Below are 24894 nucleotides of genomic sequence, written 5' to 3'. Positions count from 1 at the left end.
ACCGTGAACGCGTTTCTTGAACATCTCAGGCTCATGGCCCGCAACAATGCCTATGCCAACGAACGGCTCAACGCCGCTTGCTGCAGCCTGACGCAAAGCGCGTTCGAGGCGGACCGGACGAACTTCTATCCGTCCATTCACGAGACCCTCAACCACATCTGGGAGGTCGATCGCTACTATCTCGATGCGCTTTGCGAGGAGGGCAAGGGATTGACGGTATACGAGACACCGCATCTGGCAACGGCAGAGGATCTCAAGGCGGCGCAGGCAATGCTGGACCGAAAACTGATCCGGTTTTGTGACGGGCTCTCGGACGCGGATCTGGAAAGAACGGTCTTGCACGAAAGAGGCGAAAACGGCGCACACCAGGAGACGATTGCCGCGACGCTGCTGCACCTTTTCCAGCACCAGGTTCATCATCGCGGTCAGGTGCATGCCATGTTGGCCGGGACGAGTGTGAAACCGCCGCAGCTTGATGACTTCTTTCTCGAGTTTGGCCGCCATCCGGTGGCGGAAAAACATATGTGACGCGTGAGCTGGGAGGTTCATCTGTGACCAAGCTTTTCGAAGTGCCGCTCTATCCCTACAGGCACAGTCCCGATCAGGATGCGCCTGCGCCCGTTCGCCATCCGGTCGTCATAATCGGTGCCGGACCCGTCGGGCTGGCCATGGCGATTGATCTTGCGCAGGCGGATGTCCCGGTCCTTGTCCTTGATGACAACGACAAGGTGAGCGTCGGCTCGCGGGCGATCTGTTTTGCCAAACGATCACTGGAAATCTTCGACCGGCTCGGCTGCGGCAACGAAATGGTCGAAAAAGGCGTCGTCTGGAACCTTGGCAAGGTCTACTTCGGAGACAGGCAGGTCTATAACTTCGACCTGCTCCCCGAAGCCGGACACAGGCGGCCAGCCTTCATCAATCTCCAGCAATATTACTGCGAGCTTTATCTCGTCGAACGCATCAGGGCGCTCCAGGCCGAAGGAAAGCCCGTGGAGATCCGCGGCGGCAACCGGGTCGAGAACCTGCACCGCTATGACGACCACACGCTTGTCACGATCGAGACGGCCGAGGGGGCATACAATCTCGAAGCCGACTGGCTGATCGCCTGTGACGGCGCAAATTCACCGGGACGCCGGATGCTTGATCTCGATTTCGTCGGACGGGTGTTCGAGGACAATTTCCTGATTGCCGACGTCGTCATGAAAGCAGACTTTCCGACCGAGCGCTGGTTCTGGTTCGATCCGCCGTTCAACAAGGACCAGTCAGCTCTGCTGCACAAGCAGCCGGATGGCGTCTGGCGTATCGATCTTCAGTTAGGCTGGGACATCGACAAGGAAAACGAAAAGAAGCCTGAAAACGTCATCCCGCGGCTGAAGCAGATGCTTGGTGAGGACGTCGAGTTCGATCTGGAGTGGGTGTCGATCTATACGTTCCAGTGCCGCCGCATGGAACAGTTCCGCCATGGCCGCGTCATCTTCGCCGGAGACAGTGCGCACCAGGTATCGCCTTTCGGCGCACGAGGTGCCAATTCCGGTTTCCAGGATGTCGACAATCTCGGCTGGAAGCTGAAGCTTGTTCTTGACGGCAAGGCGCCGGAGAAGCTGCTCGACAGCTACACAAGCGAGCGCGAGCACGGGGCTGACGAGAACATTCTGCAGAGCTCCCGCTCGACGGATTTCATTACGCCGAAATCGGAAATGAGCCGGATATTCAGGGACGCCGTTCTCGATCTTTCCGAGCACTACGAATTTGCGCGTCCGCTGGTCAACTCCGGGCGGCTGTCGGTTCCGTGTATCTACGACGGATCACCGCTGAACGGTCCCGACGCGGCCACGCTTCCCAAACGCACACGTCCCGGAAGTCCTGCCGCTGACGCGCCCCTGGGTGACGACTGGCTCCTGCAAAAGCTTGGCGGTTCGTTCGTTCTTCTGGGGATTGGTATCGATGTTCCGGAAATGCTGGAGGCGGGCGGGATTGTCATTGAAGGCGTTTCGATCCCGCAGGATGCGGTCGCTTCGGAACTGAAGGATCGTTATCTGGGCACATCTGAAAGGGCGGTCTACCTGATCCGTCCGGATCAGCATGTTGCCGCACGCTGGCTCGATTTTGCCGAAGAAGACGCTGTCAAGGCCCTGAAAACTGCTACGGGATGGTAAGGAAGATGATACCGGACATAACTGCACCGAAATTGGAAAGCCCGGACGCATTCTATGCGGATTTGCTCGCAGCACATGAAGACCTCAGCAAGGCGGAGAGCGATGCCTATAACGCGCGTCTCATTCTCCTGATGGCCAACCATATTGCGGATGCGGATGTCTTGGGAAAACTGCTCGACGCAGCGAAACGGAAGTAGCACATCGGCATCTGTTTTGATCCCGGCCTTTACTGATTGCCGAAAACGAATCGATCTACCAATGAGGGTGTGACGACTTGAGGCGGCAAGGCTGATTTCATCAACCCGGTTTTTGATGTTGCTATTTATTTTGGGCATAAATCTATTTGATATTTATACTGACTATCCATTTGCAACAAAATGAGGTTTCAGGCTCGATTTAATTTACCCTCGAAGCCCGTTGAGGAAATTCCTTTTCTTCATCAATTGTTTATCCGGCCCGGCGCTTACTTTGCGAAAGTGTTGGGGGATACGATGTCCAGGTTACTTACACCACTCAAGAACGCCCGCTTTGCGACCAAGGTCGGCGGCGGCTTTCTCACGATGATATTGGTTGCTGCCGCAGTGGGCGCCGTAGGGACGGTTGCGATCCTTGGTTTGCGGACCCAGTCCGACATCAGCGCGAAGGCGACCGCCGCAATGGCCGGATTGCAGCAGGTGGCCCAGGCACAGGAAGCGTATCTCACGGGTGGGAGCCAGGAACTGGCGGATGCGGCAAACGGCCAGATCGACAGTCTTCAAGCGTCCCTGCAGGTCTTGAACAGTGCTTACGGCGATGGATCGGCGCAAAACCCGACCACGCGGGCCATATCGCTGGTCGGCCGCCTTGGAACGGAATTTAAGGGGGTGGTGTCCGCCGTCGATAGTCGCAAGGTGCAGGTCGACAAGCTGTTGCACTCTGCGCTTGGTCTTGAAACGCTGGCTGTCAGTATTTCCGAACAGATGTCAAAGATCAAACGCGAGGCGGGAGCTTCATCCAAGAAAGCCTCCGGAACGCGCAACCGTGCCGACAAGGTCGGACGCATGTTGTCTCACATAGAAGACACCTCGACGGAGTTGAGCGCGTCCATCAAGAAGGCTGCACTCTTCGGTGACCTTCCGGAAAATGATGCCCGGATCGCACGCGAGGAAATTGCAGCGCTCGTCAAGACTGCGAAGAAATCGGCCAAACTCAAGGTGGACGGTGTCGATCCCGCCAGCCTGAAGGCGCTGTCCGCGGCCACGGGCGCGATCGCGGACCACGTGCCAGGTACGGACGGGGCCGGTGAAGCGGCAGGAGCGATCCCGAAGGACATCGCGAAAAAGATGGCGGCGGACCTCAAGACGCTTCATCTCCAGGCGTCTGAGCTCCGGAAAGTCGTCTATGACACGGCCGACGAGGCCAAGAAAACGGCCGCGACCGCTCAGTCGAAGCTTGGGATTGTTGACCTTGTGAATGCGAACGCTTCGAAGTTCATGAGCGCGTCCCTGGAAATCAGGTCCGCAACGATGGAGCTCTTCGCAGGGTTCGGATCGATGAGCGCCGACGAAGTCACCACGCGGATCGGCATCATCCGGAACCTCGCCAACACGCTGAAGGCCGACAGCGCGGCATTTCCAGAGATCGGGGACACGGTTGCCAGGATCGATCAGGAAGTTGACGCGTTCGAAACCGAGTTTGCGGGCATGGTCGCAGAGAAAGAAAGCTTCGATGTCAAGCGGGAAGCCCTGATCGCGATTTCCGCCGACGTCCGCAATGTCACTACCGGACTGGCCGAGGCGCAGTCATCAAGCGCATATGCAAGGGCGAACACCGCACTCTGGTTCATAGCCCTTGCCCTGGTGACAGCGGTGGCTGTCGGCGGAATGCTGGCCTATGTTGTCTCGCTCGTCATCACCAAGCCGACCCGCGCCTTGACGACTGCCGTGGCGCAGCTCGCAGATGGTGACACCGACGTCGTCATTCCTGCATCTGACCAGCGTGATGAAATCGGCGACATGAGCCGTACCGTGAAGATATTCCAGGAAAATGCGCGGGATCGCGTGCGTCTGGAACAGGAGACAAGGGCGCATCAGCAGGAGCAAGGCGCGCGCCAGTCGGAAATCGAAAACCTGATCGAAGGGTTCCGCCAGGAAGTCCAGAGCCTTCTGGGCGCCATGGACGAAACGGCTGCCGGCATGTCTGAAACAGCACAAGCGCTCGGCGGGATTGCCGAAGGCAGCGCCGAGCAGGCAAGCGATACGTCACGCATCAGTGATGACGCGTCCAACAGCGTTGAAAATGTCGCGAGCGCGGCAGAGGAATTGTCGGCCTCGATTGCCGAGATCGGCGATCAGGTGACCCGTTCTTCCGAGATCGTGACAAAGGCGACGGGTGCTGTTCATGAGACCAACGGCAAGGTGCAGAACCTCGCGGAAGCAGCGACGAAGATCGGCGAGGTGGTCAGCCTCATTCAGGCGATTGCCGAACAGACGAACCTGCTTGCGCTTAACGCAACGATCGAGGCCGCCAGGGCCGGTGAAGCAGGCAAGGGCTTTGCCGTTGTGGCAGCCGAGGTCAAGGAACTGGCAACACAGACCTCGAAGGCGACCGAGGAAATCTCGTCCCAGATCCAGACAATTCAGGAGTCCACAACGGATGCCGCCTCGGCGATTGCCTCCATTTCCGACACGATGGAAGAGGTCAACGGCTATACGCAGGGAATCTCGTCGTCCGTTTCCCAGCAGGGTGCCGCAACCAACGAGATCTCGGGCAACGTTCAGCGCGCTGCCGAAAGCACGCTGGCCGTGCGAAACAACATTTCCCGTCTTTCCGATGCGGTTGAGGAAACCAGACAGGTGTCCGGAAACGTTCTGGCTGCCTCCGGCGATCTCAGCAATCGCAGCAACGACTTGAAGAAGGGCATCGAAACCTTCCTGGAGCGCGTCGCCTCCGCGTGACGCGCGCCTCCAAAACAACTTGAGGCGGCCTCCGGGCCGTCTTTTTTTGTTCAGTCGAACCGGATGTCCACGGATCCGAACGCGCCGAAATCGGCGTGGATATCTGACCCGGCCGGGCACTCGACGGGTCTGACGAAGCTGCCGGAGAGGATCACGCGACCGGGTTCGATCTTCTGCCCGTATCCGGCCACGCGGCGGGCAAGCCAGGCGACGCTCTCAGCCGGATCGTTCAACACCCCGGCACCAAGCCCGGTTTCCTCGATCTCGCCATTGCGGAACACAAGCGCTCCGACCCAGCGCAGATCAAAGGCTTCCGGCAAGTGCCGTTCCTGTCCGAGAACGATACCCGCATTTGCCGCATTGTCGCTGATCGTGTCATGGACCGTTCGCACATTCCCGGTTTCGGGGTCTGAACGCAGAATGCGGGTATCAAGGATCTCAACGGCGGGGACAACATGACCGGTCGCTGCCAGGACATCGTTGCGGGTCACGTTTTCACCTCCAAGCTCCGACTTCATCACGAATGCGATTTCGGCCTCGATGCGCGGCTGGATGAACCGCCCGTCCGGTACCGTTGCACCGGTGTCGAATGCCATGTCGTCGAACAGGATCCCGCTGTCCGGGATATCTATCTTCAAGGCAGACTGCATGGCCTTGGAGGTCAGGCCGATCTTCCAGCCGATGACATGACGGCCTTCGGCAAGCTTCTGGGCATAGATGGCATTCTGGATCGCATAGGCGTCGTCCATGCCGATTTCAGGATGGCGCCGGGACAGGAGGCCGATCTGCCGTCCTGTCTTTTCCGCTTGCAGGAGATCGGCGGCGGCGCGGGCATGATCCTCAGGTGTCATGTCTCGTCCTCGACGCCGTTGCGCAAGATGCCGATCCCTTCCACCTCGATTTCGACGGTATCACCCGGTTCCAGGTATCGCGGCGGATCGAAGCGCGCACCGGCTCCGGTCGGCGTTCCCGTCACGATGATGTCTCCGGGTTGAAGCGTCATGAAGGTCGAGATGTAGGCGATTTCCTCGCGGATCGGGAACATCATGCGTTTCAGATAATCGTCCTGGCGAACCTCGCCGTTGACCCGGGTGACAATCCGCGCCTCGTCCAGTTGGGCTGCGTCGGCAAACGGGACCAGCCATGGGCCCATGGCACCGGACCTGTCCCAGTTCTTGCCCTGGGTGACGTTGAATTTGGCATGGCGCACCCAGTCGCGGATGGTGCCCTCGTTGCACAGCGTGAGCGCCGCTATGTGACCATAGGCGTCCTCGGCCCGGATCCGCCGGCCTTTCTTTCCGATCACGATCGCGACTTCGCCTTCATAGTCGAGCGTGTGGTTCTCCGGCGGGCGGATCAAAGGCTGGTCATGCCCGGTGAACCCGCTCGCGAAACGCGGAAAGAGGGACATGTATTTCGGCTGAGCGCTGCCATCCTTGTATTCGGCATTCCGGTCGGGAAAATTCACTCCGACGCAAAGGATACGGGGCGCGTTCGGCAGGACCATCTCGTAAGTGTAATCGGTATGGGTGACTGCGTGCTCGTTCGCTGCCTTCGCCAGTGACGCCAGTCCTCCGGCGGCAACGGCGTCATAAAGCGTTGGCCAGTTTGGGAAATGCGGCGAGAGCGCGATCATTCCCTCTGGGGCGACGGCTCCGTAGTAGGTCGTGCCGGCTGCCGAGTAAGTCGCAAAATTCACGCTATCTTCCTCCAGACATCTTTAATGACGTCCCCGGCCATCATGACATCTTCCCGTGTGGTATCGAACTGGCCGACCTGGAAGCGGATGACCTTGCGTCCGTCAAAAGCACCCTGGGTGATGTAGATGCGGCCGTCGTCGTTGAGGGCATCGACCAGCCGCTGCTGATCGCTGTCATCTCCGGGGCACCGGAACGAAAACAGGCTCAGGATCGGCTCCGTCACGATTTCGAACCCTTCCATGCCTCGAATGCACTCACAGAGTTCGCAGGACCACTTAACGTGATTGCGGATGCGGCGACGCAGCCCCTCGAGCCCGTAGGAGCGGATCAGGAACCAGATCTTCAAGGCCCGGAACCTGCGGCCGAGGGGAATGGTCCACTCGGAATAGTTGGTAACGGCATCGCCCGAGGTCTTGAGGTATTCGGGCTCGATCTTCAGCGTGTTCAGCTGCGGCTGCGGGTCGGCAAGGAACTGGATCGAACAGTCGAACTGGGCGCCGAGCCACTTGTGCGGATTGAAGACGATGCTGTCATAGCCGTCCACGCCCTGCCAGAAGTCCGCACGCAGCTCCGGGCAGATCATGGCCGCTCCGGCCCAGGCCGCATCGAGATGCGTGTAAAGATCGTGTTCGCGCGCCACGTCACGTACCGGACCGAGCTCGTCCGATGCGCCGACACCGGTGCCCCCGGTAATCGCGATGATGCCCGCAGGTTTATGGCCAGCCTTGAGATCGGCGGCGATGGCCGCACGCAAGGCATCCGCGTCAAGCGCAAAACGCGGACCGGTCGTTGGCAGCTTGACCAGGTTTTCCTGGCCGATACCGGCGACCCAGCAGGCACGGTCGATCGAGCTGTGCACCTGGTCGGAGCAGTAGATGCGCAGGTTACCCTTTGCCGACAATCCGTCCCTGTTGCCGGTGTATCCTGTCGCACGCTCCCGCATCGTGAGAACCGCAGACAGTGTCGCGGAGGATGCGCTGTCCTGGATGACGCCCGTATAACCATCCGGCAATCCAAGGGCCTGGCGCAGCCAGTCGACCATGACGCCTTCCATTTCCGTTGCCGCGGGCGACGTCTGCCAGAGCATGCATTGCGCGGCGATCGTCGTCACCAGCATTTCAGCAAGCATGGAAGGCGGGGCGGCATTTGCGGAGAAATAGGCGAAAAAGCGCGGGTGCTGCCAGTGGGTGATGCCAGGCATGACGATGCGTTCGAAATCGGACAGAACGTCCTCCATGGCCTCGGGGATCTCCGGCGGTGTTGCCGGAAGCTGGGCCGCGATCTCGCCGGGGGACGTCTGCGCGCGCACAGGGCGGTCCGGCAGGGTTTTGTGATAGTCCGCCGCCCAGTCCGAGATATGTTTGCCCCAGTGAGCGAACGCGTCCCAGTCCATGATTCCCTCCTCAACGCCCTGTGAATCGACCGGGCGATTATGACCCGAAATCAGGGCGCGACAATCGGCTGGGCGGCAAGACTGGACGCCTGCAGCGCAGCACCTTCGAAAACGGAGCCTTCCTCGAACCAGCTCTTCGGTGCCGGAGCGCCCCAAAGCGTCTGGCGCTGCGGGTCTTTCAGGTCCCACTTGATCGGTTCCAGATCCGGATCGACCGTCTGATAGTCGGAACAGTAGATTTCGATCCTGTGACCGTCGGGGTCGCGGATGTAGAGAAAGAAAGCATTCGAGATACCGTGCCGTCCCGGGCCACGCTCGATGTTGTCCACCCAGCCGGTTGTCGACATGAGATCCAGTAGATCGATGATGTTGAGAGGCGTCGGCACCCAGAACGCGGTGTGGTGCAGGCGTGGACCCTTGCCGTTGGTGAAGGCAATGTCATGCACGCCGCCCTTGCGGTGGGTCCAGGCCGCCCAGAGCCGGCCGGTTTCCTCGTCTTCCGTGTACTCCGTTACCCGGAACCCGAGTTCGTTGTAGAAGGCGACCGACTCGTCGACATTCGGAGAAAAGCAGTTGAAGTGATCGATGCGCAGCGGCTTCACGCCGCGGTAGAGCGCGTATTGCTGATGGATCGGGGGGAGGCGGTCCATCCTGGCGTAGAACTCCAGCGGAACGCCGTGCGGATCGCGGGTCCTGAATGTCCGGGACTGATAGGGCCGCTCCACCCATTCGACGGGTAGGCCCTTGCCCTGAAAGAAACCGGCGGCCTTGTCGAGACTGTCCTCGTCATAGACCTTGAACCCCAGATCGCGGGCGCAGGCTTCGGAAGACTTGCGCAGGACAATGCAGTGATGGCCGCGTTCTTCCATTGCGCGCAGATAGATTGCATCGGTGCTTTCGTCCGTGACCTGCAATCCGAGCGTATCGACATAGAAAGCCCGGCTCTTGGCAAGATCCGTGACCGCCAACTCTACGTGGCTGAGACGCACGATGTTGAAAGGCGGGTAAAGGTTCGGGGCTGGGATCGGCATGTTCCTGTCCTGTCGGGTATCGGGTTTTGGTCCACAGGGTTTGTTGGCTTGGGCGATGATTGCCTAGACGCCAAGACGCGGGATCTTGTGAGTGCCGGTGGCGAAAGCGACGTTCTTCTGTTCCATGTAGAACTCGAACGACCAGTCCCCACCATCGCGGCCGATGCCGCTTGCCTTGACGCCGCCGAACGGGGTCGGCAGGTGACGGACGTTTTCCGAGTTCACCCAGATCATGCCCGCTTCGAGGGCGTCGGTGAAGCGGAGCGCGCGTGTCAGGTCGTTCGTCCAGACATAGCCCGTCAGGCCGTATTGCACATCATTGGCGATCCTGAGCGCGTCGTCCTCGTCCTCGAAGCGGATGCTGGTCAGCACCGGTCCGAAGATCTCCTGCTGGGAAATATCCATTGCGTTGTCCGCATGCGTGAACAGGGTCGGCCGCACGAAATAGCCGGTGTCGCCAACCCGTGAACCACCGGCGGCGACTGTTGCGCCATTCTCCTGCGCGAGGTCGAAATAGCCGGTGACCTTGTCGAAATGGGTCTTGTGGATCAGCGGGCCGACCTCCGTTTGCGGGTCAAGCGGATGACCGACCCGGATCGCATTCACCCGCTCGATCAGTCTGGCCTCGAACGCGTCGGCGATGTTTTCCTGAACGAGGAGCCGGGACGACGACGTGCAGCGCTCGCCGTTGAGCGAATAGATCATGAAGATCACCGCATCGAGCGCACGGTCCAGATCGGCATCATCGAACACGACGACGGGGTTCTTGCCGCCGAGTTCGAAATGAACGCGCTTCAGGGTGTCCGCGCCCTGTTTCATGATCATCGACCCGGTGCGGCTTTCCCCGACAAAGGCGATGGCCTTGATATCCGGATGTTCGGTCAGGGCCTTTCCGGCGTCTTCCCCGAAGCCGTTGACGAGGTTCCAGACGCCTTTGGGCAATCCGGCCTCTTCCGCGATCTCCATCAGAATGCGCGCGGTCAACGGCGAGAATTCCGCCGGTTTGTGAACGACGGTGCATCCGGCGGCAAGCGCTGGCGCGATCTTCCAGGTCGACAGCATGAACGGTGTGTTCCAGGGCGTAATGACGCCGACCGGGCCGATGGGGACACGTGTCGTGACGTTCATGAGCGTCGGAGAGGGAAGGGACTGGCCATCCCGTGCGCTTGGAGCCTTGTCGGCGAAGAAACGGAAGTTTTCCGCACCGCGCAGAGCGGCCTTCGACATGAAGCGCAGCGCCTGGCCGGTATCCCAGCATTCGCTCAGCGCGATTTCTTCCGCCCGTTCGACAATCCTGTCGGCAATCCTGTGAAGGATCTTCCTGCGTTCACCGGCCGCCATGTCCCGCCAGGCCGGGAACGTCGCCTTGGCTGCCTTGGCAGCGGCATCGATATCGGCGGCACCGCCCTTGGCGACCGTGCAGATCAGGCTCTCATCGACGGGGGAATGTGTTTCGAAGGTTCCGCCGGAAAGGCTGGCACATGCGTCTCCGTTGATCTGGTTGAGGATGCCTGTCTCCCTGAAACGGGCAAGATATCCGTGCAGCTTGTTTATGTTGTTCTGCAGATCAGACATGGTTCACACAGCCCCCAAATGTTCACGTATGGTGCCCGTCTTGGGCGACAGATCCGGGTCGATGTCGCGCATTTCCAGGGAAAGCGCGAGTGAACTTGTTTCAAGCACCGGTTTCAGAAAATTCTTCGCAGCCTCGAACAACCGTTTCACCGCATTTTCTTTGACGTCTTGAGGCCTTCCGGCGCGAAGTCGGACCGAAATGTCGATGAAGGCATGTTTCGGATTGCCGTCGGCGATGCTGAAATGCTCAGCTTTCAATGCACGAACCCGAATACCCGGCGTCGGGAAAGCCTCGATACCGGCGGCCTCGGACCGCAAAACCTCACACAGGGCCTGAATATCGGTCCGCTGTTCCAGATTCGCGGAATATTCGACGGATATGTGCGGCATCAGATTTCCTTAACAAGACAATATTTGCGATGTTAAATATATATATGTGGTCGATAATGTCAAACTTTTTGTGTCAATTGAGACCAGGAATCGTTATGAGCCGGAAATGACCGACGACTTGGACAAAAAGGACGGCCGTGGACTGCCGTCGACGAAACGCTCCGTTCCGATTGCGCTCATTCGCGCGCGCGAAAAGGTCATGGGTCCCATTCGCGAGATGCTGTCAGATTCCGGCATCACCGAACAGCAGTGGCGGATTTTGCGCGTTCTGGAGGAATACGGTCCGCAGGATGCGTCCTCGCTGGCAGAACGCGCCTGCCTACTGCTTCCAAGCCAGACGCGCATCGTCCAGACCTTGCTTGAAAAAGGTCTCGTCACCCGGCAGGCGGATGAAAAGGACAGGCGCAAGCAAACCGTCGCAATCACTGAAGCCGGACGGAAGATCATCCTCGACAAGTTGGAAGAAGCGCAGGCGATCGCCGCCCGCATCGAGGACGTTATCGGCAAGGAGCGCCTGTCGGAGCTTCTGGATATTCTGGATGATTTCCAGAAGCTGTGACTGACTTTACCCCGCCGCCGCCAGTCCCCTGTCGAGCGCCGTCAGGATCGTCTCCACATGCGCCTCGCTCAGCACCAGGGGAGGCGACAGGATGATGTTGTTGCCCGAAACACGGATCATGGCGCCGTTGTCATAAGCGGTGCGGTGAACCTTGCCGATCGTGACCTTGTCGATCGGGGTCTTGGTTGACCGGTCGGAAACGAGTTCCAGGGCGCACATCAGCCCGTGGCCGCCACGAACGTCGCCGACAAGCTCGTGTTTCATGAACAGCTTCCGCAAGCCTTCGAACAGCTGCTTGCCACGCGCGGCGGCGTTGTCCTTCACGTTGAGCCGTTCAGTTTCCTTCAGGCAGGCGATCGCCGCTGCCGCGCCGACCGGGTGTCCGGAATAGGTATAACCGGAGCCGATCGCGCCCTTGCCGGATGCATCGCTTTCGAACGTCTCGGCCACGCTGTCCGTGACCATGACGGCACCGAACGGGAAATACCCGTTGGTAATCGCCTTGGCGCAGCAAAGCAGATCCGGCTCCACACCCCAGTGCCGCGCGCCCGTCCAGCTGCCCGTCCGCCCGAAGGCGGTGATGACCTCGTCGGAAATCAGAAGGATCCCGTGTTTTGAGCAGATCTCCCGAACGCCGGGCATGAAGCTCTCGTGCGGTGGGATGACCCCGCCGGCCCCGAGCACGGGTTCCATGATGAAGGCTGCAATGGTGCTTGGGTCCTGGAACTTGATTTCGTCTTCCAAGGCCGAAAGACAGAGCTGGGCAAGCTTTTCCGGATCCGTCTCGTTGAAAGGATTTCGGTACGTATAGGGCGAGGGGAGGTGATAGCAGCCGGGCATCAAGGGCTCATAGGCCGTGCGGAAATTGGCATTCCCGTTGACCGAAGCGCCCATCGTGTGGGTACCGTGATAACCCTTCTTGAGGCTGAGAAACTTGACTCGGCCGGCCTCGCCGCGAAGCTTGTGGTACTGGCGCGCCAGCCGCAGCGAGACCTCGACGCTGTCTGACCCGCCAGATGTGAAGAAGGCCCGGCTCAGGCCGTCGGGCTCGAAAAAGTCCTTCAGCATCATGCTGAGTTCGATCACCGCGTCATTAGTGGTGCCACGGAAAATCGAGTAGTAGGGAAGCTTGTCCAGCTGTGCGGAAATCGCCTGTTTCACCGGCGCGCAGGAATAGCCGAGATTGACGTTCCAGAGCCCGCCGACTGCGTCGACAACCTTGTTGCCGTCGACATCCGTGATCTCCACTCCATCGCCGCCGACAATGATGTCGGGCGGGTTCGCAAGGCTGTCGGCCGGATGCGCCATCGGGTGCCACAGGTGACGGGCGTTGTTTTCCTTCAGGAAGTTGGCTTCCTTCATTGCGGAGCTCCTTTAACTGGATGACGGGGCGAGCAGGCGCAGGGCGTCTGCGAAAGAGGTAGCTGGATCAAGCACGTCGAAATGCACGGTCTGCATGCCGGCGGCTTCAGCGCCGGCAATGTTGCGGCGCTGATCATCGACGAAGACACAGGCCCCTGCGGGAAGCTTCAGTTCTTCAAGACAGAGCGCGTAGGCGCGCGGGTCGGGCTTCAGGATCTTCGTATAGGTGGCATCCACGATCACGTCGAAATTTTTCAGAAAGGGAAGTCGGTCTCTGAATTCCGAGCCATAGAACAGGTCCAGTTCGTTGGACAGGATGGCGAGTTTCTTGCCTGCCTTTCGCGCTTGGTCGATGGCTGCCATGGCTTCCGGGCGCATGACCGCCTCCGGGTCGGCACCCCGGGCCGCCTTGACGAAATCCGACATCTCCGTCCAGGGCTTTCCGGTCAGCTTGGCAACGTCTTCGGTTCGCTTGCGCCAGTAATCGCGCTCGGAGATCTCGTCGGCCTGCATCGATCGCCAAAGCGGATCGCTCGCAGGATCGAAAGGCCCCCGCCAGGTGAGTGTGCCGCCCGGCAGATCAAGGGCTATTTCGGTCAGATCATGAGTCTCGAACAGGGTGCGCGTGACGACGCCGCCGAAATCGAGAACAAGGGCCTGGGCTTCATGCAGCATGTGCCCAGATCCTTTTCAGATGCGCCGGGACAACGCCGCCAAGCTTGTCGGTGACCTCGGCCGCCGTTCCGGGCAGCGCGTCCCCGATCCTTCGTTTCATGTCGTCTGTCATCCGCATAGTTGGAACGGCGACCGCAATCGTTCCGATCGCCTCCGGCTGATCTCCGAACAGCGGTGCAGCATAAGAGGAAACATCCGCCTCAAAGCCCTGATCGACAAAGGCAATGCCATGAACCCGCACGTCGTCGACAATCTCCGTAAGCCGTGCCGGGTCGGTGATCGTGTGTGCGGTTGAGGCCGGCAAACCGCCTTCCAAAACGTCGCGTAGCAGGTGTTCCGGACCGAAGGCCATCATGGCGTGGCCGGAGGCGGTTGCATGGAGCGGGAGCAGTTCCGCCTCGTCGAAATAGACACGTGTGCCGTGGATAAGGGCGTCGTGATGGATAAGCGGCGAGAGATGCAGTCCTTCCCTAAGTGAGACGTGCACCAGCTCACCGAGTTCCGATGCCAGTCTTTCCACGATTGGCGCGACGATTGACCGCGCGGGGAAAAGGCGCTCGCGTACCGCGGCCAACCGAAGGATTGCCGGGCCCAGACGGTAGCCGCGCGTGACCGGGTTCTGTTCCAGGAAACCGTTGGCCGCAAGTTCGATCAGGTGGCGATGAACGGTTGCCTTGTCCTGTCCGCTCAGCGTCCTGAATTCCGTCAGCCCGATCTCTGCCCGGCCCGGACAGAAGTGGTTCAGCAGGTTCAGCGCTTTGGTGATGGTTCCCATCGGTTTTTCGGCCTGTATCCAATGCTTGTTGGCATGCGTTTCTGACATGCCGACGGTGACGCGATGCAATTATCTTGACAGATAGTTACAAATGAAACAATAATTATTTTGCGACCGAAGGTTCATTATTTGAACCATTGGTCGGAGCGAGAATATCCCTGTTGCCGCGTGATTAGAGGTTGACATATATTTATTTAATATGACAACTTTTAACAAAGCAAATAAAAAATCATCGAGACCGGTCGGCAAGATCGGCGGAAAACACCAGATGAGGGACCAGCAAATGAGAAAGCATGCAATTGCCCTGACTGCGGCCAGCCTGATGAGCGTCACCGCTGCGTTGGCCGACTATCCGGAAAAGCCCGTTTCGTTCATCGTTCCCTGGCCTCCGGGCGATCTTGAGGACGTCCTGACCCGGCTGATTGCAGACGAGTTCCAGGAAATGTACGGCGTTCCGGCAGCTGTCGTGAACAAGCCGGGCGGCGGCGGTGGCCCGTTCCCGGGGGCTGTTGAGGTCGCAACGGCGCCGGCCGACGGTTACACCATCGGCTCCTTTGTCCCGGCCGTTCCGATTGCCGGTGAACTGATCGGAATTCCGGAACTGACGCCCAATCCGTTCGAACCGGTCGGCATCTTCATGACCTATCCCTTCGTGATTGCTGCCGGCAGCGACGCACCTTATTCCACGTGGGAAGAACTGGTCGCATACGCAAAGGAGAACGACGTTGCGCTGGGCCATTTCGGCTCGGTTCTGCCGCCCACGCGCATCACGCTGGCGCTCGCCGCTTCCTCCGAGTTCGATTTCGGCAGCGATGCCGCCTTCGACGAACTGAACTGCAACACGCTGGCCTCCGGCGATGTCGACGTGATCAACACGACACTGCAGCAGGTACTGCCGTGCAAGGATGATCTGAAAATCCTCGCAAGCATCGGCACGGAGCGCATTTCGATCATTCCGGACGTGCCGAGGGTCTCGGAGCTCAATTCGGATCTGGACGTCGCCCTCTGGAACGGTCTCTTTGTGCACAAGGACGTTCCGGCCGACGCACGCGCGAAAATCGAAACCGCCGCAAAAGCGGCGCTCGAAAAGCCGGAAGCGCAAAAGCTGATCGGCGAAACCGGCGTGTTGATCTACTGGCAGGATGCGGATGCATCCAACGCCCAGATTGCCTCCGACAAAGAGGTCAACGGCAAAATCGCCGAACTGCTCGGCGAATAAGCCACGCCTTCGTCCGGGCGGCGCATATGGCCGCCGTCCGGCAATTGCACGGCAAGGGGTAGGGATCGATGGCGCATATCAAGACACTTCAGGAGCTTTTCCGGCGGCACAGGCGCCCCGGGGACATTGTCTTTGCGATCGTTTTTCTGGCGTTTTCCATTTTTCTGCTGTCGCAGGTCTATGGTGAAACATCCTGGGTCAAGCGCACGAAATGGTTTGCACAGCCGCGTTTCTGGCCGGCCGTGTCTCTGGTCTTCATGGCCCTCTTTGCGCTGCTCCACTTCATTGGCTCCCTGTGTTCGCCGCGTATCCTCGGGCGATGGCTTGAGGTCGTCTTCTGGCTGCGGTCGCTGGAGTTCGTTCTCTATTTTCTGCTCTATGTCGCGATCGTGCCTCTGCTCGGCTACCTTCCGTCAACGGTGCTGTTTACCTGCTTCCTGACCGTACGCGTCGGATTGGCGACGCCCCGCTTTCTCATGGTGGCGAGTGCATTTGCCGTTTGTGTCGCCGTAATTTTCCGGGCGCTGCTTCAGGTCAAGATACCCGCCGGACAGCTTTACGAAGCATTCCCCGATCCGCTCAAAGCCTTCGCGCTGACCTACCTGTGAGGTGACAATGGAAACGCTTCTTTCAAGCCTCACCATCCTGTCCCAGTGGCAGGTCCTGGTCGCACTGCTTCTGGGATCGATCGGGGGTGTCATCATCGGCGCGCTTCCCGGTGTCGGCGCGGCGGTCGCCATCGCGATTCTTCTGCCGGCGACCTTCGCCTTCGAGCCGATCGTCGGACTGACGCTGATGCTCGGCGTGTACGGGTCGTCCATGTATGGCGGTGCCATTCCCGCGATCCTCATCAACACGCCCGGAACCGCCGTCAACGCCCTGACCACCTATGACGGCTACCCGATGACCAAGCGCGGCGAAGGCCACCGCGCGCTCTCGCTCGCCTATTCCGCCTCCTTCTTCGGCGGCATCTTTTCCGTTATCTGCCTCATCCTGCTGTCACCGCTTCTGGCGATGATCGCCCCGCATTTCGGCAGCCGCGAGATTTTCCTTGCAGCGCTTCTCGGGATCATTCTCGTGGTGCTGGCGCATCGCGGCCAGGTCTTTGCCGCCGGCATGCTGGCCTCGTTCGGCATTTTCCTGAGCACCATCGGGCTGGAACCGGTGAAATACACCAAGCGCTTTACTTTCGATATGACCTGGCTGACATCCGGCATCAACCTGATCGTCGTCGTGCTCGGCCTGTTCGCGATTTCGCAGGCACTGCTGCTCCTTGTCGACAAGGACCACAAGCCCGGCAAGGCCCATGTCGACGGCAATCTCTTTTCAGGACTGAGCGAACTGTTCCGCTTCAAGAGGATCGCGTCCGTCTCCTCGAGCCTTGGCGTGCTCATGGGCATGATCCCCGGTGTTGGTGAGTTCACGGCACAGTTCCTGTCCTACACCTATGCGCAGAAAACATCGAAGAAACCGGATGATTTCGGCAACGGTTCGCCCGAAGGACTGGTCGCCTCGGAAGCTGCCAACAACGCGGTGCCTGGCGCTGCCATGATCCCGCTTCTGGCCCTCGGCATTCCCGGGGAAGCACTGACCGCGATGATGCTTTCGGTTTTCTACGTCCACAATGTCATTCCGGGACCCCAGCTCTTTCAGGGACAGCTCGAATTCGTGATTGCAATCTACATTGCGTTGATCCTTCTCAACGTCATCGTTCTGGCCTTTCTGCTGTCATCGACAAACCTGCTTCTGAAGATCATTCAGATCCCGACGCGTTTCCTGGGTGTGATGATCCTGACACTCTCTTTTGTCGGTGTGTATTCGCTGCGCAATTCGATCACCGACTGCGCGGTCGCCTCTGCGTTCGGCGTCTTCGGTCTCATCCTGAAACGGCTCAACCTGCCGATCGTGCCGATCATCCTCGGCATGGTCCTCGGCGGCATCATGGAAGTGAAACTGCGCAGCGCCATGGCGCGTGTGAAGTCGCCGCTCGATTTTGTCGACCGCCCGATCGCCGCCATCCTGTTTTTGATGATCCTGCTCATCCTGATCCTGCATGTCAGGACGGTGATCAGGGAGCACAAGTCGCGGCGCGAACAGGAAACGTCAAAGAATTCTGAAGCGTCCACACAGCAAGGATAGGGTTCAATGCTGGATCAGAGCGCAATCGATTCCCTGCGGAACGCGGGCATCCCCGACCAGGGCCACCTCATTGACGGCCGGAAGGAGAGTGCGCAATCGGGCGAGACCATGGACGTCATTTCGCCGATCGATGGAAAGCGCATTTGCGGCCTCGCTGCCGGTTCCGCCGCCGACATGGACTGCGCCGTCAGCTCCGCACGGGCCGCTTTCGAGGATGGCCGCTGGTCGAAGACGGCACCGGCGCACCGCAAGAAAGTCCTTCACAGGCTTGCCGACCTGATTGAGAAAGACGCGCTCGCACTGACCGTGCTCGGCGTCCGGGACAACGGCACGGAAATCAACATGGCCTACAAGGCTGAGGCACTCTCTGCAGCCGCGACATTCCGCTATTATGCCGAGCTCGTCGACAAGGTTTACGGCGAGATCGCGCCGACTGCGGAAAACATTCTCGGGCTCGTGCATCACGCACCTGTCGGGGTGGTTGGGGTCATCGTTCCTTGGAACTTCCCGCTGATGATCGGCGCCTGGAAAATTGCGCCGGCGCTTGCTGCCGGAAATGCGGTCGTGCTGAAACCGGCGGAAACCGCGTCCCTGTCCTTGCTCAGGATCGCGGAGCTCGCACTGGAGGCGGGCCTGCCGGAAGGCGTCTTCAATGTGGTGACGGGTAAGGGAGCAGTAGTTGGTGAAGCGCTGGCCCTGTCGATGGATGTCGACGTGCTGGCCTTTACCGGGTCGGGTGCAACGGGCCGGCGGCTACTGACCTATTCGGCTCAGTCCAACTTGAAACGCTGCTACCTGGAACTTGGCGGCAAGTCTCCGAACATCGTCTTTAACGACGCGCCGGACATTGCAGAGGCGGCAAAAGTGTCCGCAGCCGGTATCTTCCGCAATTCCGGACAGGTCTGTGTCGCCGGCTCCCGGCTGCTCGTGCAGGAAGACATTCACGACGATTTTGTGGCTGAGATCTGCAGGCACGCCGAGGCGTTCCGCGTCGGCGACCCGCTCGACCTGGCCTCGCAGATCGGAGCCGTTCACAGCCTGCCGCAGCTGGAGGCCGATCTGGAGTTCGTCGCGACCGCGGAAGCGGAAGGGGGCGACCGGCGGACAGGCGGGGCAAGGATCCTTGAGGAAACCGGCGGCTATTACATGCAACCGACCGTGATGACCAATGTCGGACCCAAGGATACCCTTGCCACGAAGGAAGTCTTCGGCCCGGTCCTCGCGGTGACACCCTTCCGGGACGAGGCGGACGCCATTCGGATCGCCAACGGGACAGACTTCGGTCTGGCAGCCGGGGTCTGGACGCAGAATCTCGGCCGCGCCCACCGAATGATCTCGGCCATTCGCGCCGGTGTCGTCCATGTGAACACGTATGGCGGTGCGGACCTGACCGTTCCCCTCGGCGGCGTGAAGCAATCCGGCAACGGTCACGACAAGTCGCTGCATGCGCTCGACAAGTACTTCGATCTCAAGACAGCCTGGATACAGTTGTGAGGGACAGTCTCGCCATGAACGGAGATCACCCGCCGCGGACCGAAGACCTGCTTGATCGCCGCAGGCGACTTCTGGGGCCGAACGTGTCCACCTTCTACGAGGAACCGGTTCATGTCGTGAACGGGGAAGGCGTTTGGCTCTGGGATGCGGACGGCCGCAAGTACCTGGACTGTTACAACAACGTCCCGCATGTTGGACACTGCAATCCGCGTGTCGTCAACGCAATCGCCGAGCAGGCCGGAAGGCTGAACACCCACACCAGATATCCGCACGAGGGCATTCTCGATTATGCCGAGCGGCTGACCGGCACATTTGACGAAACCCTGTCGACGGCGATCCTGACCTGTTCCGGCTCCGAGGCGAATGACATCGCTCTCAGAATGGCGGAAGCCATGACCGGAAAACGGGGAATTGTTGCGACCGACGCGACCTATCACGGCAACACGACACTGGTCAGTCATCTTTCGCGCAGCAATGTACCTGGGGTCGGATTTGGCCTGGGTCAGTATCTTCGCCACGTCGAGGCGCCGGACTGCTACCGCATCAGCGACCCGGATGGACAGCACTTTGCGGCGCATGTTCAAAGGGCGATAGAGGATCTTGAAAGGGAAGGCATCGGCTTCGCGGCGCTGATCGTGTGTCCGCTGTTTCTCAATGAAGGCTTTCCGGACCAGAAGGAAGGCTGGCTTCGTCCTGCCGCCGAGGCAGTGCGGTGCGCGGGCGGTTTGCTGATCTGTGATGAAGTCCAGTCCGGTTTCGGCCGCTGCGGCAGTCATTTCTGGGCTCATCAGAAGCAGGGCGTGGTGCCCGACGTGGTCACCATGGGCAAACCCATGGGCAATGGCCATCCGGTCGCCGGCCTTGTCACTACGCCCACGATCATGGCCCGGTTTCGCAACGCGTTCCGCTATTTCAACACATTTGGCGGCAACCCTGTTTCCTGCGCGGCGGCCATGGCGGTCCTTGACGAGTTGGAAGATAGAGGATTGCAGGAGAACGCCGCCGCAATGGGTAAGCTGGCGCATGGCCGCCTGTCCGCGCTTTCTGAAAAATACGACGTTATCGGCGATGTCCGCCAAAGCGGGATGGTGTTCGGTGCGGAGTTCGTGCGCGATCGCGAAACGCGCGAGCCTTCAAGCGCGTTTGCCGACCAGGTCGTCAACGAGATGCGCCGCCGGGGCATCATCCTCAGCAAGCTTGGCCGGCACAAGAACACCCTCAAGATCCGCCCGCCGATGCCCTTTGTGGCCGAACACGTGGATCTGCTGATCGATACCCTGGACGATGTGCTTGCATCGATACCGCATCATGGATGAGGGCATTTCCAGACTGCTCGCGCTTTGGGGCATGGAGACGGCTGAATGCAGGCTTGTCGCCGCGCGCGAAAACCGTGTCTTCAAGGTGAAGGACGGGCCGCAATCCTATGCGTTGCGCCTGCACCGGCCGGGGCTTCGCAGCAACGAGGAACTCCGGTCGGAACTCGTCTGGATGGCGGAACTTGGCCGTCACGGCATAAGCGTGCCTCATCCCCTTGCCTCCGAGAACGGGGACTTCTTGAGGGAACAGAACGGCCAGCAGGCAAGCATGCTCTCCTGGATGTCCGGAGCGCCGCTGGGCAGGACCGGGCAACCTCTCAACCATCCGGATCGAAAGGGTATCTTCTTCAGGCTCGGCCGGCAGATGGCCAGGATGCATGCCGTTTCGGACAACTGGACGCCGCCGGACTGGTTCAAACGGGCCCGCTGGGACAGGAACGCCCTTGTCGGACCGGATCCGCTATGGGGCCGGTTCTGGGAACACCCGGACCTCGACGCCTCTGAGCGAACGTTGCTGCAACGGTTTCGGAGCGAGGCCGACGTCAGGTTGAAAGCAATGGATCACTTGCTGGACACGGGGTTGATCCATGCCGACCTCGTGCGCGAGAACATCATGGTTGACGGACCTGACCTTCATTTGATCGATTTCGACGACGCCGGGCATGGATACCGTTTGTTCGATGTAGCAACTGCGCTCGTCAAGAACCGGCAGGAACCGGACTATGGCAATCTCGAAGGGGCATTTCTTGCAGGCTATGACCAGAAGCGCAGTCTGAACACATCCGAACTCGATCTGTTTCTGGGATTGAGAGCGGTGAGTTATGTCGGCTGGATCATTACGCGTCTTGACGAAGACGGCGGCCGTGACCGCAGCAAACGCATGATATCGGACGCGACAGACCTTGCGGAAAGCTTCCTGACCTCATCCCGTCACACATCTTTCCAGCAAATGGAGGTGTCACCATGACAAAGACCATCCTGTCGATCGGAACCTACGACACCAAGAACGCGGAATTGGAGTTCATTCAATCCTGCATCGAAGAACAGGGCGGCAAGGTCCTGACGATGGATGTCAGCGTTCTGGGAGATCCGGAAAATCCGACGGACATCTCCAAGCACGACGTTGCACGGGCCGGCGGCATGACGATCGACGAGGTGATCGCGCTAGGGGACGAGAACAAGGCCTTCCGCATCATGTCTCAAGGGGCGGCCGGTCTTGTGGCGCAGGCCTGGCGGGACGGGCGCATCGACGGCATGATTGCGCTCGGCGGAACAATGGGAACCGATCTTGCACTCGACTGCGCGCAGGCACTGCCGCTAGGCGTGCCCAAGTTCATTGTCTCGACCGTCAGCTTTTCGCCGCTGATCCCGCCGGATCGGCTCGCGCCTGACATCCAGATGATCCTCTGGGCCGGGGGGCTTTACGGTCTCAACTCGATCTGCAAATCCTCTCTGGCCCAGGCTGCCGGAGCCGTTCTCGGAGCCGCGAAAGCGGCGCAGCCCCCGGACAATTCGAAACCGCTCGTCGGCATGACCTCGCTCGGTTCGAGTTGCCTGAAATACATGAAGACGCTGAAACCTGCGCTCGAACAACGAGGCTTCGAAGTCGCGGTGTTTCACTCCACGGGCATGGGCGGCATGGCGTTTGAGAAGTTGGCGAAGGAGGGAGCTTTCTGCTGCGTGATGGATTTCTGCCTGCAGGAGTTCGGCAATCTTCTGGCCGGATCGCTTGTCAGCAGCGGCGCGGATCGACTGACCAATGCGGGCAGTAACGGAACGCCCCAGATGGTTGCACCCGGAGCGCTCGACCTTGTCGACTTTGCCGGCTGGCAAGAGATCCCGCCGGACTACTCGGACCGGCCGTTTCATGAACACAACAGGCTGATCAAGAGCTCGGTCTTCAACGCAGATGAGCGCCGCCGTTGGGTGCACGACCTCGCGGCCCGGCTCGAAAAGACCAGGGGAGAAACGCGGTTCCTTCTGCCCCTTGGCGGCATCGAGGAATGGGATCGGCCAGGGCAGGAGGCCCACGATCCGGAAGGCCTCGCGGCCTTCATTGAGGAAGTGCGCTCCGTGCTTCCGGGGCGCGTTGGTCTCGTCGAGATCGACGCGCATATCAATGATGCCGATTTCTGCGAAACGGCGCTTGAGATTTTCGACGGGTGGCTGAATAGCGGCATCATTGAAAAGGGACGAATGCAAGCCGATACCTGAGCAGACCTGACAGGCGTTTTCTCCCGGAAATCCGGTCCGTCGAGCGGGTCTCGGATGTTCCGGTGTCCGTCTCAACGTATCGCGCGACCGAATTGATGAGTGAGCAGCTCCTCGCGTTCATTTGTTTCCAAAAACGGAAACTATATGGGCTCAGATCTTAATTTACATTCCGAAATCAATTAGTGAGAATGCTTTGAAGCGCTAACGCGACCGTGCGCGGTCGTGATACCTCCTGTCTGGTTGAAACGTCACACGAATTGCAAAAGCGACGCTCGTGAACGGGAGGCGCGGACCGGAACAAAAGGACAAGATGTCCGGTTGCACGACGCGGCAGAGTCAGGTGAGGGTCTGTCGCATGAAAAACGCGAGCAAGAGATTTCGGATCCGAAACCGGGTCCTGCGTGGAGGAGAAAACATGAGACATCTGAAGAACCTTGTTCTGGGTGCCGCCCTGCTGGCACTGGGTGCAACGCCCGGAGCGGCAGCGGACCACGAATTCAAGCTGCATCACTTCATTGGCGAAAAAGCGCCTGCGCATGCGCAGATGCTGGTGCCGTGGGCGAAGCGGGTGGAGGAAAATTCCGGTGGCAAGGTCTCGATCGAGATCTATCCGGCCATGACGCTCGGAGGGCGTCCGCCCGAACTGATCAACCAGGTTCGCGATGGTGTCGTCGATCTTGTCTGGACGGTGAACGGCTATACGCCGGGCCTGTTTCCGCGCTCGGAAGTGTTTGAATTGCCCGGCGTTCACAAGAACGACACGGCGGCTACAAACCTTGCCTTGAAGGAACTCTTCGAAAGCGACCTGAAGGACGACTACAAGGGTGTCGAGGTCATGTTCCTGCACGTTCATGCAGGCCAGGGTATTCACATGACGGAAAGCGAGGTCCGCAAGCCATCGGACCTTGAAGGCAAGAAGATCCGCATTCCGACACGTACGGGTGCCTGGGTGATCGAGGCGCTCGGCGCGTCTCCGGTCGCGATGCCGGTGCCGGAATTGCCGACGGCACTACAGAAAGGCGTCATCGACGGGGCCATGATCCCGTGGGAGATCATCCCGCCGCTCAAGATCCAGGAGCAGACGGAATACCAGATCGAGGGCGCGGACAAGGAGCGCTTCGGCACGACGGTGTTCCAGGTCTCCATGAACAAGGCGCGTTGGGATGCGTTGCCCGATGATGTGAAACAGGCGTTCCGCGACGCGTCCGACGAGGTCTGGGCCAAGGAAGTCGGTAACATCTGGGCAGGAGCCGACGATTTCGGCATTGGCCTGGCAACCAAGGCCGGCAACACGCATATCACGCTGTCGCCCGAAGAAACCGCTGCCTTCAACGAGGTGCTGGCACCGGTGGTGGATCGCTGGGTTGCGGAAGTCGGCGAGAAGGGCATCGACGGGTCCGCGCTGGTTGAAAAAGCCAGGGCGGCTGTCGCCAACAACGCGTCCAACTGATGACGGATGAAATGGAACAGGGCAGCTCCGAACTTCTCGGGGTTGCCAGCCGGCTGATCACGGCCTGGGCCCTGCTTGGTGGGTTGCTGCTTCTGGCCGTGGTTGGCGTGAACATGATCTCGATCATCGGATCGATGTTCGGCAGGCCATTTCCCGGAGACTTCGAACTCACCGAGATGGGTGTGGCTGTCGCGGTCTTCACCTTCCTGCCTTATTGCCAGCTCGTCGGGGCTAATGTGTCGGCCGACATCTTCACCTCCGGGGCCTCAAAAAGAACAATCGCGTTTTTCACGCTGCTAGGATCTCTTGTTGCGCTCTGCTTCGCGAGCCTGCTGATCTGGCGCATGTATTTCGGCATGCTCGACCAGAAAGAATACGACTACACGACCACAATTTTGCAGATCCCGCATTGGATTGCTTTCGTCCCGATCCTCGTCTCGCTTGCGCTGCTGGCCGTCGCGGCCATCGTGACCCTGCTGCGGGACGCAAGCGCTCTGGCGAAAGGATAAT

General features: G+C 59.7%; 23 protein-coding genes. 14 read left to right on the top strand and 9 right to left on the bottom strand.

The window, feature by feature from the left end; translation table 11 throughout:
- Positions 1-3 precede the first annotated feature (3 nt).
- The 4 genes from RDA78_RS26935 to RDA78_RS26920 all read left to right on the top strand — a co-directional run bounded on the left by RDA78_RS26935 (position 4) and on the right by RDA78_RS26920 (position 5092).
- Positions 4-528, top strand: coding sequence for a DinB family protein (locus RDA78_RS26935; protein ID WP_434052823.1), 525 nt, complete (start codon positions 4-6; stop codon positions 526-528).
- Between the two features lie 23 nt (positions 529-551).
- Positions 552-2156, top strand: a complete 1605-nt coding sequence (locus tag RDA78_RS26930; RefSeq protein ID WP_434052822.1) for an FAD-dependent oxidoreductase — start codon at positions 552-554, stop codon at positions 2154-2156.
- Positions 2157-2161: 5 nt separating this feature from the next.
- Positions 2162-2353, top strand: a complete 192-nt coding sequence (locus tag RDA78_RS26925) for a DUF2783 domain-containing protein (protein ID WP_434052821.1) — start codon at positions 2162-2164, stop codon at positions 2351-2353.
- A 294-nt stretch (positions 2354-2647) separates the two neighbouring features.
- Complete coding sequence (locus RDA78_RS26920; RefSeq protein WP_434052820.1) at positions 2648-5092, top strand: methyl-accepting chemotaxis protein; 2445 nt, start codon at positions 2648-2650, stop codon at positions 5090-5092.
- 50 nt (positions 5093-5142) lie between these two features.
- On the opposite strand, the gene hpaH is transcribed toward RDA78_RS26920, so the two are convergent.
- From hpaH to RDA78_RS26890, 6 genes are all read right to left on the bottom strand, one after another.
- Positions 5143-5943, bottom strand: a complete 801-nt coding sequence (gene hpaH, locus RDA78_RS26915; RefSeq protein WP_434052819.1) for a 2-oxo-hept-4-ene-1,7-dioate hydratase — start codon at positions 5941-5943, stop codon at positions 5143-5145.
- Positions 5940-6791: a fumarylacetoacetate hydrolase family protein gene (locus RDA78_RS26910; protein WP_434052818.1), complete on the bottom strand. Its 852-nt coding sequence runs from the start codon at positions 6789-6791 to the stop codon at positions 5940-5942. The genes hpaH and RDA78_RS26910 overlap by 4 nt, the downstream gene beginning before the upstream one ends.
- Positions 6788-8185 carry a pyridoxal phosphate-dependent decarboxylase family protein gene (locus RDA78_RS26905; protein WP_434052817.1) on the bottom strand — a complete coding sequence of 466 codons (1398 nt, stop codon included), beginning with the start codon at positions 8183-8185 and terminating at the stop codon, positions 6788-6790. Before RDA78_RS26905 ends, RDA78_RS26910 begins: the two co-directional genes overlap by 4 nt.
- Before the next feature lie 50 nt (positions 8186-8235).
- Positions 8236-9216, bottom strand: coding sequence for a 3,4-dihydroxyphenylacetate 2,3-dioxygenase (gene hpaD, locus RDA78_RS26900; RefSeq protein ID WP_434052816.1), 981 nt, complete (start codon positions 9214-9216; stop codon positions 8236-8238).
- Between the two features lie 63 nt (positions 9217-9279).
- Positions 9280-10791 carry a 5-carboxymethyl-2-hydroxymuconate semialdehyde dehydrogenase gene (hpaE, locus tag RDA78_RS26895; protein WP_434052815.1) on the bottom strand — a complete coding sequence of 504 codons (1512 nt, stop codon included), beginning with the start codon at positions 10789-10791 and terminating at the stop codon, positions 9280-9282.
- A gap of 3 nt (positions 10792-10794) precedes the next feature.
- Positions 10795-11181: a 5-carboxymethyl-2-hydroxymuconate Delta-isomerase gene (locus tag RDA78_RS26890; protein ID WP_434052814.1), complete on the bottom strand. Its 387-nt coding sequence runs from the start codon at positions 11179-11181 to the stop codon at positions 10795-10797.
- A gap of 106 nt (positions 11182-11287) precedes the next feature.
- Between RDA78_RS26890 and hpaR the strand changes: the two genes are divergently transcribed.
- On the top strand, positions 11288-11740 hold the full coding sequence (gene hpaR, locus RDA78_RS26885; protein ID WP_434052813.1) for a homoprotocatechuate degradation operon regulator HpaR: 453 nt from the start codon (positions 11288-11290) through the stop codon (positions 11738-11740).
- Between the two features lie 6 nt (positions 11741-11746).
- Here hpaR and RDA78_RS26880 read toward each other — a convergent pair whose 3' ends face one another.
- From RDA78_RS26880 to RDA78_RS26870, 3 genes are read right to left on the bottom strand one after another with little or no spacing between them, the layout of a single operon-like run.
- On the bottom strand, positions 11747-13102 hold the full coding sequence (locus RDA78_RS26880) for an aspartate aminotransferase family protein (protein ID WP_434052812.1): 1356 nt from the start codon (positions 13100-13102) through the stop codon (positions 11747-11749).
- A gap of 12 nt (positions 13103-13114) precedes the next feature.
- On the bottom strand, positions 13115-13777 hold the full coding sequence (locus RDA78_RS26875) for an HAD-IA family hydrolase (RefSeq protein ID WP_434052811.1): 663 nt from the start codon (positions 13775-13777) through the stop codon (positions 13115-13117).
- On the bottom strand, positions 13767-14600 hold the full coding sequence (locus tag RDA78_RS26870; protein ID WP_434052810.1) for an IclR family transcriptional regulator: 834 nt from the start codon (positions 14598-14600) through the stop codon (positions 13767-13769). The genes RDA78_RS26875 and RDA78_RS26870 overlap by 11 nt, the downstream gene beginning before the upstream one ends.
- A 235-nt stretch (positions 14601-14835) precedes the next feature.
- Between RDA78_RS26870 and RDA78_RS26865 the strand changes: the two genes are divergently transcribed.
- From RDA78_RS26865 to RDA78_RS26825, 9 genes are all read left to right on the top strand, one after another.
- Entirely contained in the window at positions 14836-15771 is a 936-nt protein-coding gene (locus RDA78_RS26865) for a tripartite tricarboxylate transporter substrate binding protein (RefSeq protein ID WP_434052809.1), read from the top strand.
- A 68-nt stretch (positions 15772-15839) separates the two neighbouring features.
- Complete coding sequence (locus tag RDA78_RS26860) at positions 15840-16379, top strand: tripartite tricarboxylate transporter TctB family protein (RefSeq protein ID WP_434052808.1); 540 nt, start codon at positions 15840-15842, stop codon at positions 16377-16379.
- A gap of 7 nt (positions 16380-16386) precedes the next feature.
- Complete coding sequence (locus RDA78_RS26855; protein ID WP_434052807.1) at positions 16387-17910, top strand: tripartite tricarboxylate transporter permease; 1524 nt, start codon at positions 16387-16389, stop codon at positions 17908-17910.
- A gap of 6 nt (positions 17911-17916) precedes the next feature.
- A complete protein-coding gene (locus RDA78_RS26850; protein WP_434052806.1) occupies positions 17917-19404 on the top strand; it encodes an aldehyde dehydrogenase family protein in 1488 nt (495 codons plus the stop codon).
- A gap of 14 nt (positions 19405-19418) precedes the next feature.
- Positions 19419-20720 carry an aspartate aminotransferase family protein gene (locus RDA78_RS26845; RefSeq protein WP_434052805.1) on the top strand — a complete coding sequence of 434 codons (1302 nt, stop codon included), beginning with the start codon at positions 19419-19421 and terminating at the stop codon, positions 20718-20720.
- Positions 20695-21687 carry a phosphotransferase enzyme family protein gene (locus RDA78_RS26840; protein ID WP_434052804.1) on the top strand — a complete coding sequence of 331 codons (993 nt, stop codon included), beginning with the start codon at positions 20695-20697 and terminating at the stop codon, positions 21685-21687. Before RDA78_RS26845 ends, RDA78_RS26840 begins: the two co-directional genes overlap by 26 nt.
- A complete protein-coding gene (locus RDA78_RS26835) occupies positions 21684-22934 on the top strand; it encodes a Tm-1-like ATP-binding domain-containing protein (protein WP_434052803.1) in 1251 nt (416 codons plus the stop codon). The genes RDA78_RS26840 and RDA78_RS26835 overlap by 4 nt, the downstream gene beginning before the upstream one ends.
- A gap of 415 nt (positions 22935-23349) precedes the next feature.
- Positions 23350-24384, top strand: a complete 1035-nt coding sequence (locus RDA78_RS26830) for a TRAP transporter substrate-binding protein (protein WP_434052802.1) — start codon at positions 23350-23352, stop codon at positions 24382-24384.
- On the top strand, positions 24384-24893 hold the full coding sequence (locus tag RDA78_RS26825) for a TRAP transporter small permease (RefSeq protein ID WP_434052801.1): 510 nt from the start codon (positions 24384-24386) through the stop codon (positions 24891-24893). Before RDA78_RS26830 ends, RDA78_RS26825 begins: the two co-directional genes overlap by 1 nt.
- Position 24894 lies beyond the last annotated feature (1 nt).

This window comes from Roseibium sp. (genome assembly GCF_051016195.1).
Taxonomy (GTDB): domain Bacteria; phylum Pseudomonadota; class Alphaproteobacteria; order Rhizobiales; family Stappiaceae; genus Roseibium.
This window is presented reverse-complemented; position numbering and strand designations above follow the sequence as displayed.